Below are 15,197 nucleotides of genomic sequence, written 5' to 3' on the forward strand. Positions count from 1 at the left end.
TGCCGGGCTGGCCTCGGGGGTTACTCCTCGCCCGCGGCGATGGTCTCGTGGTGGCGGATGACCTCGGCGATGATGAAGTTGAGGAGCTTCTCGGCGAAGGCCGGGTCGAGCTTCGCGTTCTCGGCGAGCTGGCGCAGCCGGGCGATCTGGCTGGCCTCGCGGCCCGGGTCGGCGGGGGGCAGCTGGTGGCGGGCCTTGAGGTGGCCGACCTGCTGGGTGCACTTGAAGCGCTCGGCGAGCATGTGGACGACGGCCGCGTCGATGTTGTCGATGCTGTCGCGCAGGCGGGACAGTTCCGCGGCGACGCTCCCGTCGATGCCGCTGGTACCGGTGCCGGTGTGCGTGCCGGTGCCCGTGTGCGTGCCGTTGTCCGTGGCGCTGTTCTCCATGGTTCCCGAGAATACGTGGCGCGGGGTCGTGGTCCGCCGGCCAGTCGGTGGTTGAGACGACTTTCCGTCCGGTGGCCGGTCGGGGCGTGTCGGCTGAGGACGACCCGTAGACACTTGCCGAGGTGGAAAGTAGTTGCCATAGTGAGAAGCGTCGAGTGACGCAGGGCAGCGAGGGGGGACGGATCGTGAGCGACTTCGTGGGCGCCGCAGGAGCGCTGGACCGGGCGGCCGGCCTGGAGAAGGCCGTGCGGGCCCGGAGCGGTTGGTACGCGCGCTACCTGTGGATCTTCGCCACCGGGCAGTTGGTGCTGGTACCGGTGGCCCTGCTGTGGCACGGCCTCGCTTCCGCGCTGGTCTTCGCGTCGGTCAACACCCTGATGGTGACCGGGCTGAGCGTGTACGCCGCCCGGCAGCGCGTCGTGCGGCGCGGCTTCGGCCTCAAGCACGGCCTGCTGATCGGGTCCTGGGCAACCGTGTTCGGACTCGTCGTGGCGCTCGGCACCACGGTGTTCGTGGATGACGTGGCCTTCACGATCGCCGCGACCCTGGGGTGCGCGCTGCCGCCCGCCCTCGGCGCCTGGTTCGAGGGCCGGGGCACGGCATGACCGACCTACGGTCGGGGACGGACGGGACGACTGGGGACGCGGCGGGGGTCGGGGCGACCGCGGGCGGGGTGAAGCGTGGCGCTCATCCCCGACACGATCTGGCGCCGCTGCTCAACGCGCCGGTTCGGCTGTCCGTGGTGGCGGCGTTGGTCCCGCTGGACAAGGCCGAGTTCGGCTTCGTGCGCGACGTGGTGGAGGTCAGTGACTCGGTGCTGTCCAAGCAGGTCTCGGCGCTGGAGGAGGCCGGTTGGGTGGAGGTCCGCAAGGGGCGGGTGGGGCGCCGTCCCCGTACGTGGCTCTCGCTGACCGCCGAGGGCCGGGCCGTCTACGCCCGGCATCTGGCCGCGTTGCGGGCGATCGCGCTGGGCTAGGCCGCCGGTGTCGGATCTTGCCCGGCCCGTACCGGGGCTCCGCGCGGCGTCGGGGCCCCTGCTCGGACCGTGTCGGTCACCGCACTACAGGGGCAGGACGGCCGTGACGAGCCAGCCGCCTTCCGGGGTGGGGCCGGCGGTGAGGGAGCCGCCGAGGGCTTCGGCGCGTTCGGTCATCCCGGCGAGGCCGTAGCCGCCGCCGCGGGCCTTTTCGGAGAGTCGGGCGGGGTGGCCGCCCTCGTCGGCGATGTGGACTTCGAGGCCGTCGGGGACGGTGCGCAGGCCGACGCGGACGGCGGTGGTGTCGGCGGCGTGCTTGCCGATGTTGGTGAGGGCTTCTAGGACGATGCGGTGGGCGGTGGCGGCGACGTCGCCGGGGAGACGCGTGTCCAGGCCATCCTCCACGGTCAGGACGACGGGCGGGCCGGTGACGGCGAAGCGGTCGGTGAGCGAGCGGATGTCGGCGAGGCCGGCGACGGGGGCGGTGCCCGGCCCGCGCGTGCGCCCGGCCGCTCCTCCCCCGGCCGCCGCGCCGCCGGCATCGGTGGTGCGGTCGGCGGCTGTCGGGCGGTCGGCGTCGTCGTCGCGGAGGACCTTGACGAGGCGGCGCATGGATCCGAGGGCCTCGTCGCCGGCGGTTTCGATGCGGCCGAAGATGTCGGCGGCGTGTTCGGCGGTGACGCGGGTGAAGCGGGCGGCGCGGGCTTCCACGACGATGCCGGTGACGTGGTGGGCGACGAGGTCGTGGAGTTCGCGGGCCAGTTCCAGGCGTTCGGCGGTGCGGACGGCACGCAGTTCGCGGACGCGTTGGACGGACTGGAGGCGCAGCAGGAGGGAGTAGGCGCCGACGACGACGGCGAGGACGGAGAAGAGCAGGGTGAACCGGCCGGGGTTGGTGTCCCGGACGGGTACGGCCATGCAGCCGAGGCCGAGGAGCGGGCCGAGGACGGCGGCGGTGCGGGCGGGGGCGCGGAGCAGGACCTGGGAGAGCAGGACGAGCAGGGCGATGGCCTCGCCGCCGCCCCAGACGACGAGGGGGTGGTTGCCGAAGATGAGGAGGAGGGTGACGGTCCAGGTGGTGGCGGCGGCGAACCGGGCGCGGGTCAGGAGGGGGATTCGGGGCCAGGGCGCGGCGCTGAGGCAGACGAGGATGCCGGAGATCCAGACGGCGGTGTGCGGGAGGCTGGGTCGGCGGGCGAGGACGACGCCTTCGAAGGTGACGAGGGCGAGGAGCGCGAGGGAGAGGAACAGCCGGATCCCGTCGGCGGCGTGCGGGTTGCGTCGCGCCCAGCTCGCGAGCGGGCTCACCGCCCGCCCCCGACGCGGCCCGCGCGGGGCGCGGCGCGTGCGGCGGGCACGGCGCGTGCCCCCGTGGTCGGCGCGTTCACGTGGGGCCGGTGGCCAGGCCGCTCTCCCAGGCCCAGGCGGCGATCTCGACGCGGTTGCGGGCGTCGAGTTTGGCCTGGACGTTCGCCAGGTGGGTCTTGACGGTGGACAGCGATACGTACAGTTCGCCGGCGATCTCCGCGTTGGTCAGCCCGCGCGCGAGGCAGCGTACGACGTCCCGTTCGCGTTCGGTGAGGGGTTCGGCGGGGCGGCGGGCGGCTTGGGCGGCGGCGGTGCGGGGGGCCATTTCGCGCAGCAGTCGTACGGTGATGGCGGGTGAGACGAGCGCGTCCCCGGCGGCTGCCGCCCGTACGGCTTCGACCAGCATGGCCGGGCTCGCGTCCTTGAGGAGGAAGCCGGACGCGCCGCCGTGGAGGGCGGCGTGGACGTACTCGTCGAGGTCGAAGGTGGTGACGATGACGATGCGCGGCTTGTCCTGTGCCCGGCCGGAGAGTCGGCGGGTGACTTCGAGTCCGTCGAGGCGCGGCATGCGGATGTCGAGGAGGAGGACGTCGGGTCGGTGTTCGGCGACGGCGGCCAGGGCCGCTTCGCCGTCGACGACGTCGGCGACGACCTCGATGTCGGGCATGCTCTCCAGGATCATCCGGAAACCGGCCCTGACCATGTCCTGGTCGTCGGCGATGACCACTCTGATCGTCATGCGCTGCCTGCCCCACTGTCGCCCGCTGCCGCCGATGGACTCCTCCCATCGGACCGGTGCGGGCGGCGGACCGCAACCGCGCGGGGGCCGCCGGATGGGTGTCGCGGGGTGGGGCAGCGGTGTTCCGCCCTCGCGGTACGTCCCTCGACGTTGGGCACGTCCGGGGTGGTGCGCTTCGTCCTTCCGGCCGGTTCGCGGCCGGCCGGAAGGACGAGGGGGTGGCGCCGGTGGTGCTAGAGGGTCGCGGCCGCGCTCTTGATCGCTCCCGCGAAGGTGGAGACCTCGGTGTAGACGCCGGGGTAGTTCGGGCGGGCGCAGCCCTGGCCCCAGCTGACGATGCCGACCTGGATCCAGGCGTTGGCGTTGTCGCGGCGGAACATGGGGCCGCCGGAGTCGCCCTGGCAGGTGTCGACGCCGCCCTGGGGCAGGCCGGCGCAGATCTCCTCGCCGGGTACGAGGTCGCCGCCGTAGGAGCTCTGGCAGGAGGCGTCGGAGACGAAGGGGACGGTGGCCTTCATGAGGTAGCGCTGCTGGCTGCCGCCCTCGCGGGTGGCGCCCCAGCCGGCGACGGTGAAGGTGCCGTTGTCGTAGGCCTTGGTCTCGGCGATCTTCAGGGTGGGCAGGTTGATGGGCTTGGCGAGCTTGATGAGGGCCCAGTCCTTGCCCGTGCCGTTGTAGCCGGGGGCCTGGAGGACCTTGGTGGACTTGACCTTGATGGCGCCGGTGCTGTTGAGGTCGACGACGCCGGCGGTGGCGGTGATGGAGGTGTTGTTGCCGGAGCCGTTCACGCAGTGGGCCGCGGTGAGGACGATCTGCTGGGTGTAGAGGGCTCCGCCGCAGCCCATGGAGAGGCGGACCATGAAGGGGAACTCGCCCTGTGCGGCGCGGGTACCGCCGACGACGGGTGCCTGGGCGGCGCCCGCTCCGGTGGTCTGGAGGCTGACGGCCGCGAGGGCGACGGCGCCGACGGCGAGGGACTGCTTGAGGAATCTGCCGAGGATGGCCATGGTCAACACACTGCCTTTCGTGGGGGGTTGGGCCGTGCGCGTCATCGGGTGAATGACGGGTCCATGACACAACCGAACCTCCGGTGCAAGCAAGAACGCGTTTTCGGACAACTTCCGGCCGGGGAGGCGGTGGGGCGCAGAACGGTGGGTGCGACGGCCCGGCGGAACGCGGATTTCCGCCCCCGGGGGCCGTTCACGCCTCGCTCCCGGCCCGGCTCCGGCGCCCGACGCGGGTGGTGACGGCGTTCCGGCCGGTGCGGGACGCGGTGACTGGCGGAACCGACCGCGGCGGCCCGGACCACCGCGCGGAGGCGAACGACCACTTCCCCGCGCACCGGCGGGATCCGGCCGCCCCGCCGACCCGCGAGGCCCGCGAGGCCCGCGAGGCCCCCGGGGGTCACCCACCCCCGGCGCACATCGCCCGGTGCGCGCGGCGGGTGCGGGGCGCGGGGGCCACGGTGCGGGGCGCACCGCGCGGCGGCTGGCGTGCGGCAGGTGACGGGGGTTCACCCGGCGGCTGCGAAAAGTTTCCTACCGACCGGTAGACAGGTGGGCGCCGCTCCCCCAGCCTGGTCGCGTACATGCCAATCCGTGACCGAGGAGCGCCCCCACATGCGCATCACCCGCCGCACCCTCCCCACCCGTACGGGTCTTCCCCGCCGCAGCGCCACCGCCGCCGCGGGCGTCGCCGTCGCGGGAGCCGTCCTGGCCCTGCTGCCCGCCACCACGGCCGGGGCCGCCCCGGCGGAGCGGGCCGTGACCGCGCCGGCCGCCGCGAGCGCCGTCACCGCCTCCGCGCCCGGCGGCAACGCGGCGATCCTCGGCATCGACTACGCCACCTGGCAGCGCGACGTGGCCGCCGTCATCGACGCCGCCCGCCCCGCGATCGAGCAGCGCATCGCCGCCTCCCCGGCCGGGGAGAAGCCGGCGCTCGTCCTCGACATCGACAACTCGTCGCTGGAGACGGACTTCCACTGGTTCTGGACCTTCCCGACGCCCGCGATCGGCAAGGTCCGCGAACTGACCCGGTACGCCAACGACCGCGGCGTCGCGATCTTCTTCGTCACCGCCCGGCCGGGGATCCTGCACTCCCTGACCGAGCACAACCTCAAGGCCGTCGGCTACCCCGTCTCGGGCCTCTACGTCCGGGACCTGCCCGACCTGTTCCACGAGGTGAGCACCTACAAGACGGGCAAGCGCGCCGAGATCGAGGCCCGCGGCTACACGATCATCGCGAACATCGGGAACAAGCAGAGCGACCTGGTCGGCGGCCATGCGGAGCGCACCGTGAAGTTGCCGGACTACGACGGCAAGCTGTCCTGATCCGAGGGCGCGCGGGGACGGCGGCCGTCAGAGGCCGCCGGCCCCGCCGCAGCCTCCCCCGCCCCCACCCTCGGCGACCGGGACGCCGTCGAGGGGGCCGTGGCCCGGGGGCGGCGTGCGCGCACCGCCCGGACCCTGGTGCGCCCGGCCGCGCTGCGCGAGGGGTCGCCTGGGACCGGGAGGAAACCTTCCGCGGGGTGCACTGCGTGGCCGCGCCTCGCGGGGTGCGGGACGGGCGGCCGCCGCCGTGTCCCTGTCCTCCTGTCGGGGCGAGCACGAGCCGGCCCGGCCGGCGCCGGCGGTCCTGGCCTGCGTGCGGTCCGTGTGGCGCGAGCTGTACGGGCCGGGCCGGGCGGGCCGCGTCTCGGCCTCCGTACCGCCCGCGGACGGGGAGCCGGCGGTGTCGCCGCGGGCGATGGACAACATGATGGGCCGGTTGCGGTTCAGCGGGTGGATGTAGCGGGTACGGATACCTCATCGCACACCCACCGGACCCGACCCCTCGCCAGGGGGCCGGGCCCGTTGCGTTTCACCCGTACGTCACCCGCACCCGGGCGGTGACCGGCAGGGCCCGGCAGGGCCCGGCAGGCCAGGACGTAGCCGTCGGCCAGGTCCTCGGCGTCCAGGACCTTGCGGACCATCGACACCTCGCCCTCCACGACCCGGCAGCAGCAGGCGGCGCAGGCGCCCTCCCAGCCCCTCCGGTTCCTCCCGGAGGACGACCGACGCCGGGGTCAAGATTGGCGTACAGCAGGGCGATCCGGTCGGCGCCGAGGACGAAGCCGACCTCGGGCTCGATGCGGGGCGCGCAGTACGCGGCGGCCCGCACGGGGGCGTCCGGGCGCAGTTCCATGGTGTCCAGCAGGTGGCCGTGGTCGGGCTGGTCGACGCCCATCATGGCCTGCGTGACGGGCGAGAAGAGGCCGACCTTGTGGCCTGTGACGCGGGCGCCCTCGGCGGTGGTGCGCCGGCGGATGTTGATGAGCTGGATCTCGTACGCGTCCGGCGCGTCGATCCCCTCGAACAGCTCGGTGAGCGGCCGTACGGGGGTCCGGTGCCGCTCGGCCCCGCGCGGCAGCTCGGCGGCCTCGCGCCGGCGCCGGCCGTCGATCATGGGGTCCTCCCGGCTGCGTGGTGTGTGGTGCGGCAGACGGTAGGCGGGCGGTGGGCGCGGGCGGGAGGGCGTGTTCCCGGTGAGCGGAAAGGGCCACGGGCCGGGACGTCCGGGCCCCGGCCCGCAGGGGCGGCACGTGGCGCGCCGGCCCGTGGGCGGGGACGTCCTGTGACGGGGACGCCCCCGTGGTGGGGGCGTCCCGCCCGTCGGCGGGGGCGGGACGTCCCGGTGGGGCGGGGCCGGTCGCACGTCGGCCCCGCCCCCGGCTCACGGCGCTACGTCCGCGGCGCGGGGCACGCCTGCCAGGCGAGGTGGTAAAGGGTGTTGACGCTGGCGTCGGTGGAGTCCATCGCCATGAAGCTGGTCGTCTGCGGGTTGGAGGTGCCGGCATTCACCCGCAGTTCGGTATTGATGTTGAAATTGCGTTTTTCCCCGCACGGCGCCCATACCAGGTCGGCGTATTCCGTCCGGTCGGTCGCCTGCCAGTTGTCGTTGAGCGGTCCACTGAACTGATGGGTCCGCTGGGATGTCTGGGGCATTCCCTGGAAGTAGTAGTTCGCCCTTTCCTGACCGGACGCTCCGGGTTGGAGGAATGCGAATCCGCGGTAGTCGGCCTGGACGATCGCGTAGGTGAACCCGTTGGGGACGTGGACGCGGAGGTTGAGCTGACAGTTCTTGCGGAACGCCGTCGGCGGGGCGCCGGGGCCGACCTGCGCGAGGTACTCGCTGTACGTGACGGTGAAGGCGGTGTTGTCGGGGGCCACGGCGACCTCGGCGGTGCCTTCGCGGCAGCCCGAGCCGTTCACGGTGGCGAGTTCGATCACGATCTTGTCGGGCGGGGCGGTGATCGGGCCCGATCCGGAGGCTCCGGCCGGCGTGGCGGTGGCGATCAGGGCGGCGGTCGCGCCGCCGACGAGCAGGGTGCGGGACAGCGAGGGGGACATCGTCATCACTCCTGACGGGGTCGGGGGTTGCTGTGCTCGCTCGCGCCGGTCAGCCCGCGGGGCATTCCTTCCACTCGAAGTGGTAGACCGTGCTGACGCTGCCGTCCGTCGAGTCCATGCTCATGAAGCTCGGGGCCTGCGGGTTCGAGGTCCCGGTGTACACCCGCAGCTCGGTGTTGACGTTGAGGTTGCGTTCCTCGCCGCAGGGCGCCCAGACGAGGTCGGCGTACTCGGTGCGGTCGCTCGCCTGCCAGTTGTCGCTGAGCGGGCCGGTGAACTGGTGGGTGCTGCGCGCGGTCTGGGCCTGGCCCTGGAAGTAGTAGTTGGCGCGCTGCTGCCCGTGGGCGCCGCGCTGGAGGTGCGCGAAGCCGCGGTAATCGGCCCGGGCGATGGCGTACGTGAACCCCTGGGGGACGTGGATCCGCAGGGCGAGCTGACAGTTCTTGCGGAACTCGGTGCCGCCGGCGCCGGCGCCGGCCTGGGCGAGGTAGTTGCTGTACGTGACGGTGAACGCGGTGTTGTCGGAGGCCGCGGCGACCTCGGCGGTGCCCTGCGGGCAGCCGGACCCGTTCACCCCGACCACGTCGACGGTGACCCGCCCGGGCGGCGGGTTTTCCGGTGAATCGGCTTGGACCGGTGCGGTCACGGCCATGGCCGCCAGTGCCAGGACCGCCGCGCCGGTGCTGAGTCTGCGGAGCTGCATTTGTCTTTCTCCATCCCGTCGGAAACCACTGCCGAATTCGGCGTGGACATGCCACCACAGGGGCGACGGGAAGGGGAAGGACCCGATGTGGCCAATGACCCCGGGCCGCTTTTCCTGGCCGGATTCCGCGCGGGCGCGATCTGCCGCGTCCCCCCGCCCAGCAGCCCGACCGCCCCGCGCCGGCCACGACGGGCGCGCCGGCCGCTCCGGCGAAGATGTCCAGAAGCACGCAACGGACCGCCGCGACGCGGGGCGACGCGGGGCGGCGCGGCTGTACGACGCGAACCCGACCCGGCCCGGCCCGACCCGACCCGGCCCGGCCGAGTACGGGAACGGCACAGCGGGGCGGGGCGCGGCCCGCCCCCGGACCCACCGCGCCCGTCCGGTTCCGCCCCGACCCGGCGGCTACCGCGCCCCGTACACCGGGTGCGGCGGCTGCGCCTGCGCCAGCAGCTTCGCCGCCGCCTCGCCCGCCTCGGCGGGGGTCCAGCGGAACCCGCGGTCCGCGGTGGGTCCGGGGCGCCAGCCCTCCATGACGGTGATCCGGCCGCCCTCGGTCTCGAAGACCCGGCCGGTGACCCCGGCCGAGGCGTCCGAGCCGAGCCACACCACGAGGGGGGACACGTTCTCGGGCGCCATCGCGTCGAAGGCGCCGGCGGCGGGGGCGGCCATCGCCCCGGCGAAGGCCCGTTCGGTCATCCGGGTCCGGGCGGCGGGGGCGATGGCGTTGACCTGGACCCCGTACCGGCCCATTTCGGCCGCCGCGACCAGGGTCATGCCGAGGATGCCCGCCTTCGCCGCGCTGTAGTTGCCCTGCCCGACCGAGCCGAGCAGCCCGGCTCCGGAGGAGGTGTTGACCACCCGCGCGGCCACCGGCCGGCCGGCCTTCGCCTCCGCCCGCCACCAACCGGCGGCCTCCCGCAGCGGCAGGAAGTGGCCCTTGAGGTGGACCCGTACGACGGCGTCCCAGTCGTCCTCGTCGAGGTTCACCAGCATCCGGTCGCGCAGGAACCCGGCGTTGTTGACCAGGGTGTCCAGCCGGCCGAAGGCGGACACCGCGCACTCCACCAGCGAGGCCGCGCCCTCGCCCGTCGCGATGTCCCCGCCGTGCGCCACCGCCTCGCCGCCCCGTCCCCGGATCTCGGCGACGACCTGCGCGGCCGGCCCGTCCGCCTGCGGCCGACCGTCGAGTCCCACGCCCAGGTCGTTGACGACGACCCGGGCCCCTTCCGCCGCGAAGGCCAGGGCGTGGGCCCGGCCCAGCCCCCGTCCCGCGCCCGTCACGACGACCACGCGTCCGTCAGCCATGCCCATTTCAGCTCTCCTTGTTGACAGTTGCCGCATCGAGGAACGCCGGCCGTTCGCCGCCGCCGTGCACCAGCAGGCTCGCGCCGCTCACGTAGGCCGCCCGGTCCGAGGCGAGGAACAGCGCCGCCTCCCCCACGTCCGAGGGCTCGGCCAGCCGCCCCAGGGGCACGGTCGCGCCTACGGCGGCGACGCCCGCCTCGTCGCCGTAGTGCAGGTGCGACAGTTCGGTCCGCACCATGCCCAGCACCAGCGAGTTGACCCGTACGTCGGGCGCCCACTCCACGGCCATCGACCGGGCCAGGTTCTCCAGGCCCGCCTTCGCGGCCCCGTAGGCCGCCGTGCCGGGAGAGGGCCGGGTGCCGCTGACGCTGCCGATCATCACGACCGAGCCGCGCGCCGCGCGCAGCCACGGGTGCGCCGCGAGCGAGGCCGTCAGCGGGGCCACCAGGTTGAGGGCGACGACGCGTGCGTGCCGCTCGGCCTCCCCCTCGCCCAGCAGCCGGTACGGGGTACCGCCCGCGTTGTTGACCAGGCAGTCGAGCCGTCCGTACCGCTCGGCGACCTCGGCGAAGAACTCCCGTACGGCGTCCGGATCGCGCAGGTCGAGGGCGGTGAAATCGGCCTGCCGGCCGGCCGCCCCGACCGGTTCGGCGGGCGGACGGCGCGCGCAGACGACGACCCGCGCGCCCGCCGCGAGGAACGACCGGGCGATCCCGGCGCCGACGCCCCGGGTTCCGCCCGTGACGACGACGACCCTCCCCTTGAGCTCCATCGGCTGCTACCTTCCTCACCTAACAAATGTTTGGTGGAAAGGTAGCTGATCCGCTCATGGGTGTCTTCACCTCCGGCCCGGACAAGGGCATCGCACTCGTCACAGTCGACTTCCCACCCGTCAACGCGCTGCCCGTCCAGGGCTGGTACGACCTCGCCGACGCCGTGCGCGCCGCCGGCCGCGACCCCGCGGTCCGCTGTGTGGTCCTGGCCTCAGGGGGGCGCGGCTTCAACGCCGGGGTCGACATCAAGGAGATGCAGCGCGATACCGGGCACGCCTCCCTCATCGGGGCCAACCGCGGCTGCGCCGAGGCCTTCGCCGCCGTCTACGAGTGCGAGGTCCCGGTCGTCGCGGCCGTGCACGGCTTCTGCCTCGGCGGCGGCATCGGCCTGGTGGGCAACGCCGACGCGATCGTCGCCTCGGACGACGCCACCTTCGGGCTGCCCGAACTGGACCGGGGCGCCCTGGGTGCCGCCACCCACCTGGCCCGGCTGGTCCCCCAGCACCTGATGCGCACCCTCTACTACACCTCCCGCACCGCGACCGCCGCCGAACTGCACGCGCACGGCTCGGTCTGGAAGGTGGTGCCGCGCGAGGAGGTGCGGGGGGCGGCCCTGGAGCTGGCCGCCGAGATCGCCCGCAAGGACGGCTACCTGATCCGCCTCGCCAAGGCCGCCATCAACGGCATCGACCCCGTGGACGTGCGCCGCAGCTACCGCTTCGAGCAGGGTTTCACCTTCGAGGCCAACCTCAGCGGTGTCGCCGACCGGGTCCGCGGCACCTTCGGGAAGGAAGGGACGGCGTGAGCGACAAGACCATGACCCCCGAGGAGGTGGTCGGCCGGCTGAGCAGCGGCATGACCATCGGCATCGGCGGCTGGGGCTCCCGGCGCAAGCCGATGGCCCTGGTGCGAGCACTGCTCCGCTCCGAGATCACCGATCTCACCGTGGTCTCCTACGGCGGCCCGGACGTGGGCCTGCTCGCCGCCGCCGGCCGGATCCGACGGCTGGTCGCCCCGTTCGTCACCCTCGACTCCATCGCCCTGGAGCCGAACTTCCGGGCCGCCCGCGAGAGCGGCGCCCTGACCCTCACCGAACTCGACGAGGCCATGTTCATGTGGGGCCTGCACGCCGCCGCGAACCGGCTGCCCTTCCTGCCCGTCCGCGCCGGACTCGGCTCCGACGTCATGCGGGTCAACCCCGAGTTGCGCACCGTCACCTCCCCCTACGCCGACGGCGAGGAGTTCGTCGCCGTCCCCGCCCTGCGCCTGGACGCCGCCCTGGTCCACCTCAACCGCGCGGACCGCCTCGGCAACGCCCAGTACCTGGGCCCCGACCCGTACTTCGACGACCTGTTCTGCGAGGCCGCGGACGCCGCGTACGTCTCCTGCGAACAGCTCGTGGAGACCGCAGAGCTGTCCAAGGCGGGCCCCCCGCAGTCCCTCCTCGTCAGCCGGCACGCGGTCACCGGGGTCGTGGAGACCCCGGGCGGCGCGCACTTCACCTCCTGCGCGCCGGACCACGACCGCGACGAGGCCTTCCAGAAGCTCTACGCGTCCACCCCCTGGCCCGAGTTCGCCGCCCGCTTCCTGTCCGGGACGAGCGAGCACGACTACCGGTCCGCCGTCCGGACCTGGCACGAGGAGCAGAGTTGAGCAGCGCCCACGCCCCCGGCGAAACCCCGGCCCCCGCGGGAACACCGGCCCCCGACCCCGCCGAAACCGCCGCCGCCACCCCCGCCGTCACCCGGGCCGAGTACTGCGTGATCGCCTGCGCCGAGGCCTGGCGCGACAACGGCGAGGTCCTCGCGAGCCCGATGGGCCTGATCCCCTCCTTCGGGGCCCGGCTCGCGAAGCGGACGTTCTCCCCCGACCTGTTGCTGACCGACGGCGAGGCCATGCTGGTCGGCCTCGACGGCACGCCCGAGGGCTGGCTGCCCTACCGGCGCCACCTGACGATGGTCACGGGCGGCAAGCGGCACGTGATGATGGGCGCGAGCCAGATCGACCGCTTCGGCAACCAGAACATCTCCTGCATCGGCGACTGGGAACGGCCCACCCGCCAGCTCCTGGGGGTGCGCGGAGCGCCCGTCAACACCCTGAACAACCCCGTGAGCTACTGGATCCCCAAGCACTCGACCCGGGTCTTCGTCGAACGCGTCGACATGGTCAGCGGGGTCGGCCACGACCGGGCCGCGGCGGCCGGGGTGACCCGCTTCCACCGGCTGCCCCGCGTCGTCAGCGACCTCGGCGTGTTCGACTTCGACGGCCCGGACCGCTCGATGCGCCTGGCCTCCGTGCACCCGGGGGTCAGCGTCGACCAGGTCCGCGCCGCCACCGGCTTCGCCCTCGCGGTGAGCGGGGACGTCCCGTACACGCGGGAACCCTCGCCGGAGGAACTGCGGTTGATCCGCCAGGTGATCGACCCCCAGGGGCGGCGCGAGCGCGAAGTGCGGGGCTGACGCGGTGGAGACGGCGTTCACGAAGCTGGTCGGGGTCCGCCACCCGATCGTGCAGACCGGCATGGGCTGGGTGGCCGGGCCGCGGCTGGTCTCGGCGGCCGCCGAAGCGGGGGCCCTCGGCATCCTGGCCTCGGCGACGATGACGGTGGACCAACTGCGCTCGGCGGTCCGCGAGGTCCGCTCCCGCACGCGGGCGCCCTTCGGGGTCAACCTGCGGGCCGACGCCGGCGACGCCGCCGAGCGGGTCGAACTGATCATCGCCGAGGGCGTGCGGGTCGCCTCCTTCGCCCTCGCCCCGTCCCGGGAGCTGATCGCCCGACTGAAGGACGCGGGCGTCGTCGTGATCCCCTCGATCGGTGCCCGCCGGCACGCCGAGAAGGTCGCCGCCTGGGGCGCCGACGCGGTGATCGTGCAGGGCGGCGAGGGCGGCGGCCACACCGGGGACGTGGCGACGACGGTGCTGCTGCCGCAGGTGGTCGACGCCGTCGACATCCCGGTGGTCGCCGCCGGCGGCTTCCGCGACGGGCGGGGCCTGGTCGCCGCGCTCGCGTACGGGGCGGCCGGCATCGCCATGGGCACCCGCTTCCTGCTGACCTCGGACTCCACCGTCCCCGACGCCGTGAAGGCCGAGTACCTGAAGGCCACGGTCAACGACGTCACCGTCACCACGGCCGTCGACGGGATGCCGCACCGGATGCTGCGCACCGAGCTGGTCGACGCCCTGGAGCGGTCGGGCCGCGCCCGGGCGCTGGCGCGGGCGGTGCGGCACGCGGCCGGCTTCCGGAAGCTGTCGGGGCTGTCCTGGTCCGCGATGGTCCGCGACGGCCTGGCGATGAGACACGGCAAGGACCTGTCCTGGAGCCAGGTCCTGCTCGCCGCGAACACCCCCATGCTCCTGAAGGCGTCCATGGTCGAGGGCCGTACGGACCTCGGCGTCATGGCATCCGGCCAGGTCGCGGGGGTGATCGAGGATCTGCCGTCCTGCGCGGAACTCGTCGACCGCGTCATGGCCGAGGCACACACCGTGCTGGACCGTCTGTACGGACACGGCGGTCCGCACGCGCTCGGCACCCTGCCACCACCAGGGTGATCCCCCTTCTCCGTCACAGGAGTCGTCCACATGAGCCGTGCCCGCATCCGACTGGCGATCGCGGCGGCCGCCGCCGTGCTCGCCGCCGGAACCCTGCCCGCCGCCGCGTCCGCGCAGCCGGCGCCCGGCGCCGGGCCCAGTGCCCGGCACCAGCAGCCGCGCTGGCAACAGCCGGCTGAAACGATCCGCCGGATTCCGCTCCAGGGCGCCGTCAACGTCCGGGACGTCGGCGGCTACCGCACCTACACCGGTGGCCAGGTCCGCCAGGGCCTGGTCTACCGCTCCGACGCCCTGAGCAAGCTGACCGCGGCGGACATCACCACCGTCTCCGGTCTCGGCCTCAAGAAGGCCATCGACTTCCGCATCCCGATGGAGGTCCAGTACGACGGCGCCGACAGGCTGCCGCCCGGGCTGTCCGCCACCGCCCGCCCGATCAGCGACCTCGGCCTCTACGGGACCCTGGTCGGCGCGATCGGCAGCGGCGACCCCGTCAAGCAGGAACAGATGCTGGGCGGTGGCCGCGCCGAGGCCTACATGCGCGACATCTACCGCACCTTCGTGACCAGCCCCGAGAACCGGGCCCAGTTCGCGGCCACGCTGCGGGAGATCGCCGACGGCGGCCAGGCACCGCTGCTGTACCACTGCACGTCCGGCAAGGACCGTACGGGCTGGATGAGTTACGTCCTGCTGCGCGCCCTGGCCGTGCCCGAGGCGACGGCCGAGCGCGACTACCTGGCCTCGAACACGTTCCGCGGCGCCTACGACGCCCAGGTCCGCGCCGGCCTCAAGCAGTCCGGCCGGATGCAGAACCCCGACCTGCTGATCCCGCTCCAGGAGGTCCGTCAGGACTACCTGGACGCGGCGACCGTCCGGATGGAGGCCGACTACGGCGGTTTCTGGGGCTACTTGACGCAGGGCCTCGGCCTGGACCTGCGGACGCTGGCGAAGCTCCAGTCCAGGATGGTCCGGTAACGGCACCGGGTCACCGGACCCCTACGGACGGCACCGGGCCGGGCAGCGCGTGACGCGCGGCCCGGCCCGGTGGTACGTCGTACGTCGTGCGG

At 73.7% G+C, this 15,197-nt stretch carries 18 protein-coding genes; 9 read left to right on the plus strand and 9 right to left on the minus strand.

Going from position 1 to position 15,197, the window contains the following annotated elements:
• Positions 1-20: 20 nt before the first annotated feature.
• Positions 21-389, minus strand: coding sequence for a chorismate mutase (locus ACZ4XJ_RS06700; protein ID WP_362878791.1), 369 nt, complete (start codon positions 387-389; stop codon positions 21-23).
• 185 nt (positions 390-574) lie between these two features.
• On the opposite strand from ACZ4XJ_RS06700, the gene ACZ4XJ_RS06705 reads away from it, so the two are divergent.
• Positions 575-994, plus strand: coding sequence for a hypothetical protein (locus ACZ4XJ_RS06705; protein ID WP_468495540.1), 420 nt, complete (start codon positions 575-577; stop codon positions 992-994).
• On the plus strand, positions 991-1,365 hold the full coding sequence (locus ACZ4XJ_RS06710) for a winged helix-turn-helix domain-containing protein (protein WP_468495541.1): 375 nt from the start codon (positions 991-993) through the stop codon (positions 1,363-1,365). Before ACZ4XJ_RS06705 ends, ACZ4XJ_RS06710 begins: the two co-directional genes overlap by 4 nt.
• Before the next feature lie 84 nt (positions 1,366-1,449).
• Here the strand turns inward: ACZ4XJ_RS06710 and ACZ4XJ_RS06715 are convergent, their stop codons facing one another.
• The 3 genes from ACZ4XJ_RS06715 to ACZ4XJ_RS06725 form a co-directional block, all read right to left on the minus strand.
• Positions 1,450-2,673, minus strand: a complete 1,224-nt coding sequence (locus ACZ4XJ_RS06715; RefSeq protein ID WP_468495542.1) for a sensor histidine kinase — start codon at positions 2,671-2,673, stop codon at positions 1,450-1,452.
• A gap of 76 nt (positions 2,674-2,749) precedes the next feature.
• Complete coding sequence (locus ACZ4XJ_RS06720; RefSeq protein WP_362878797.1) at positions 2,750-3,412, minus strand: response regulator transcription factor; 663 nt, start codon at positions 3,410-3,412, stop codon at positions 2,750-2,752.
• 233 nt (positions 3,413-3,645) lie between these two features.
• The gene (locus tag ACZ4XJ_RS06725) at positions 3,646-4,419 is read right to left on the minus strand and encodes a S1 family peptidase (RefSeq protein WP_362878799.1); all 774 of its coding nucleotides are present in this window, start codon (positions 4,417-4,419) and stop codon (positions 3,646-3,648) included.
• 612 nt (positions 4,420-5,031) lie between these two features.
• Between ACZ4XJ_RS06725 and ACZ4XJ_RS06730 the strand changes: the two genes are divergently transcribed.
• Together ACZ4XJ_RS06730 and ACZ4XJ_RS06735 are read left to right on the plus strand one after the other, a co-directional pair.
• Complete coding sequence (locus ACZ4XJ_RS06730) at positions 5,032-5,742, plus strand: HAD family acid phosphatase (protein WP_362878800.1); 711 nt, start codon at positions 5,032-5,034, stop codon at positions 5,740-5,742.
• Positions 5,743-5,989: 247 nt separating this feature from the next.
• Entirely contained in the window at positions 5,990-6,202 is a 213-nt protein-coding gene (locus tag ACZ4XJ_RS06735; protein WP_468495543.1) for a hypothetical protein, read from the plus strand.
• On the opposite strand, the gene ACZ4XJ_RS06740 is transcribed toward ACZ4XJ_RS06735, so the two are convergent.
• The 5 genes from ACZ4XJ_RS06740 to ACZ4XJ_RS06760 form a co-directional block, all read right to left on the minus strand.
• Positions 6,186-6,383, minus strand: coding sequence for a hypothetical protein (locus ACZ4XJ_RS06740; protein ID WP_468495925.1), 198 nt, complete (start codon positions 6,381-6,383; stop codon positions 6,186-6,188). The genes ACZ4XJ_RS06735 and ACZ4XJ_RS06740 overlap by 17 nt on opposite strands.
• A 748-nt stretch (positions 6,384-7,131) precedes the next feature.
• Positions 7,132-7,800 (minus strand): DUF4360 domain-containing protein, encoded by a 669-nt coding sequence (locus ACZ4XJ_RS06745; protein WP_468495926.1) that lies wholly within the window; start codon positions 7,798-7,800, stop codon positions 7,132-7,134.
• A gap of 49 nt (positions 7,801-7,849) precedes the next feature.
• A complete protein-coding gene (locus ACZ4XJ_RS06750) occupies positions 7,850-8,503 on the minus strand; it encodes a DUF4360 domain-containing protein (RefSeq protein ID WP_362878805.1) in 654 nt (217 codons plus the stop codon).
• Between the two features lie 405 nt (positions 8,504-8,908).
• A complete protein-coding gene (locus tag ACZ4XJ_RS06755; RefSeq protein WP_362878807.1) occupies positions 8,909-9,817 on the minus strand; it encodes an SDR family oxidoreductase in 909 nt (302 codons plus the stop codon).
• Between the two features lies 1 nt (position 9,818).
• Entirely contained in the window at positions 9,819-10,583 is a 765-nt protein-coding gene (locus ACZ4XJ_RS06760; RefSeq protein WP_362878808.1) for an SDR family oxidoreductase, read from the minus strand.
• Between the two features lie 56 nt (positions 10,584-10,639).
• Between ACZ4XJ_RS06760 and ACZ4XJ_RS06765 the strand changes: the two genes are divergently transcribed.
• From ACZ4XJ_RS06765 to ACZ4XJ_RS06785, 5 genes are all read left to right on the plus strand, one after another.
• Positions 10,640-11,389 carry an enoyl-CoA hydratase family protein gene (locus ACZ4XJ_RS06765; RefSeq protein WP_468495544.1) on the plus strand — a complete coding sequence of 250 codons (750 nt, stop codon included), beginning with the start codon at positions 10,640-10,642 and terminating at the stop codon, positions 11,387-11,389.
• Positions 11,386-12,237, plus strand: a complete 852-nt coding sequence (locus ACZ4XJ_RS06770; protein WP_362878811.1) for a CoA transferase subunit A — start codon at positions 11,386-11,388, stop codon at positions 12,235-12,237. The genes ACZ4XJ_RS06765 and ACZ4XJ_RS06770 overlap by 4 nt, the downstream gene beginning before the upstream one ends.
• 107 nt (positions 12,238-12,344) lie before the next feature.
• On the plus strand, positions 12,345-13,043 hold the full coding sequence (locus ACZ4XJ_RS06775; RefSeq protein WP_362878831.1) for a CoA-transferase subunit beta: 699 nt from the start codon (positions 12,345-12,347) through the stop codon (positions 13,041-13,043).
• 4 nt (positions 13,044-13,047) lie between these two features.
• The gene (locus tag ACZ4XJ_RS06780; RefSeq protein ID WP_468495545.1) at positions 13,048-14,133 is read left to right on the plus strand and encodes an NAD(P)H-dependent flavin oxidoreductase; all 1,086 of its coding nucleotides are present in this window, start codon (positions 13,048-13,050) and stop codon (positions 14,131-14,133) included.
• Positions 14,134-14,163: 30 nt separating this feature from the next.
• Positions 14,164-15,105 (plus strand): tyrosine-protein phosphatase, encoded by a 942-nt coding sequence (locus tag ACZ4XJ_RS06785; protein WP_362878815.1) that lies wholly within the window; start codon positions 14,164-14,166, stop codon positions 15,103-15,105.
• Positions 15,106-15,197 lie beyond the last annotated feature (92 nt).

The organism is Streptomyces sp. NPDC029836, from assembly GCF_055574495.1.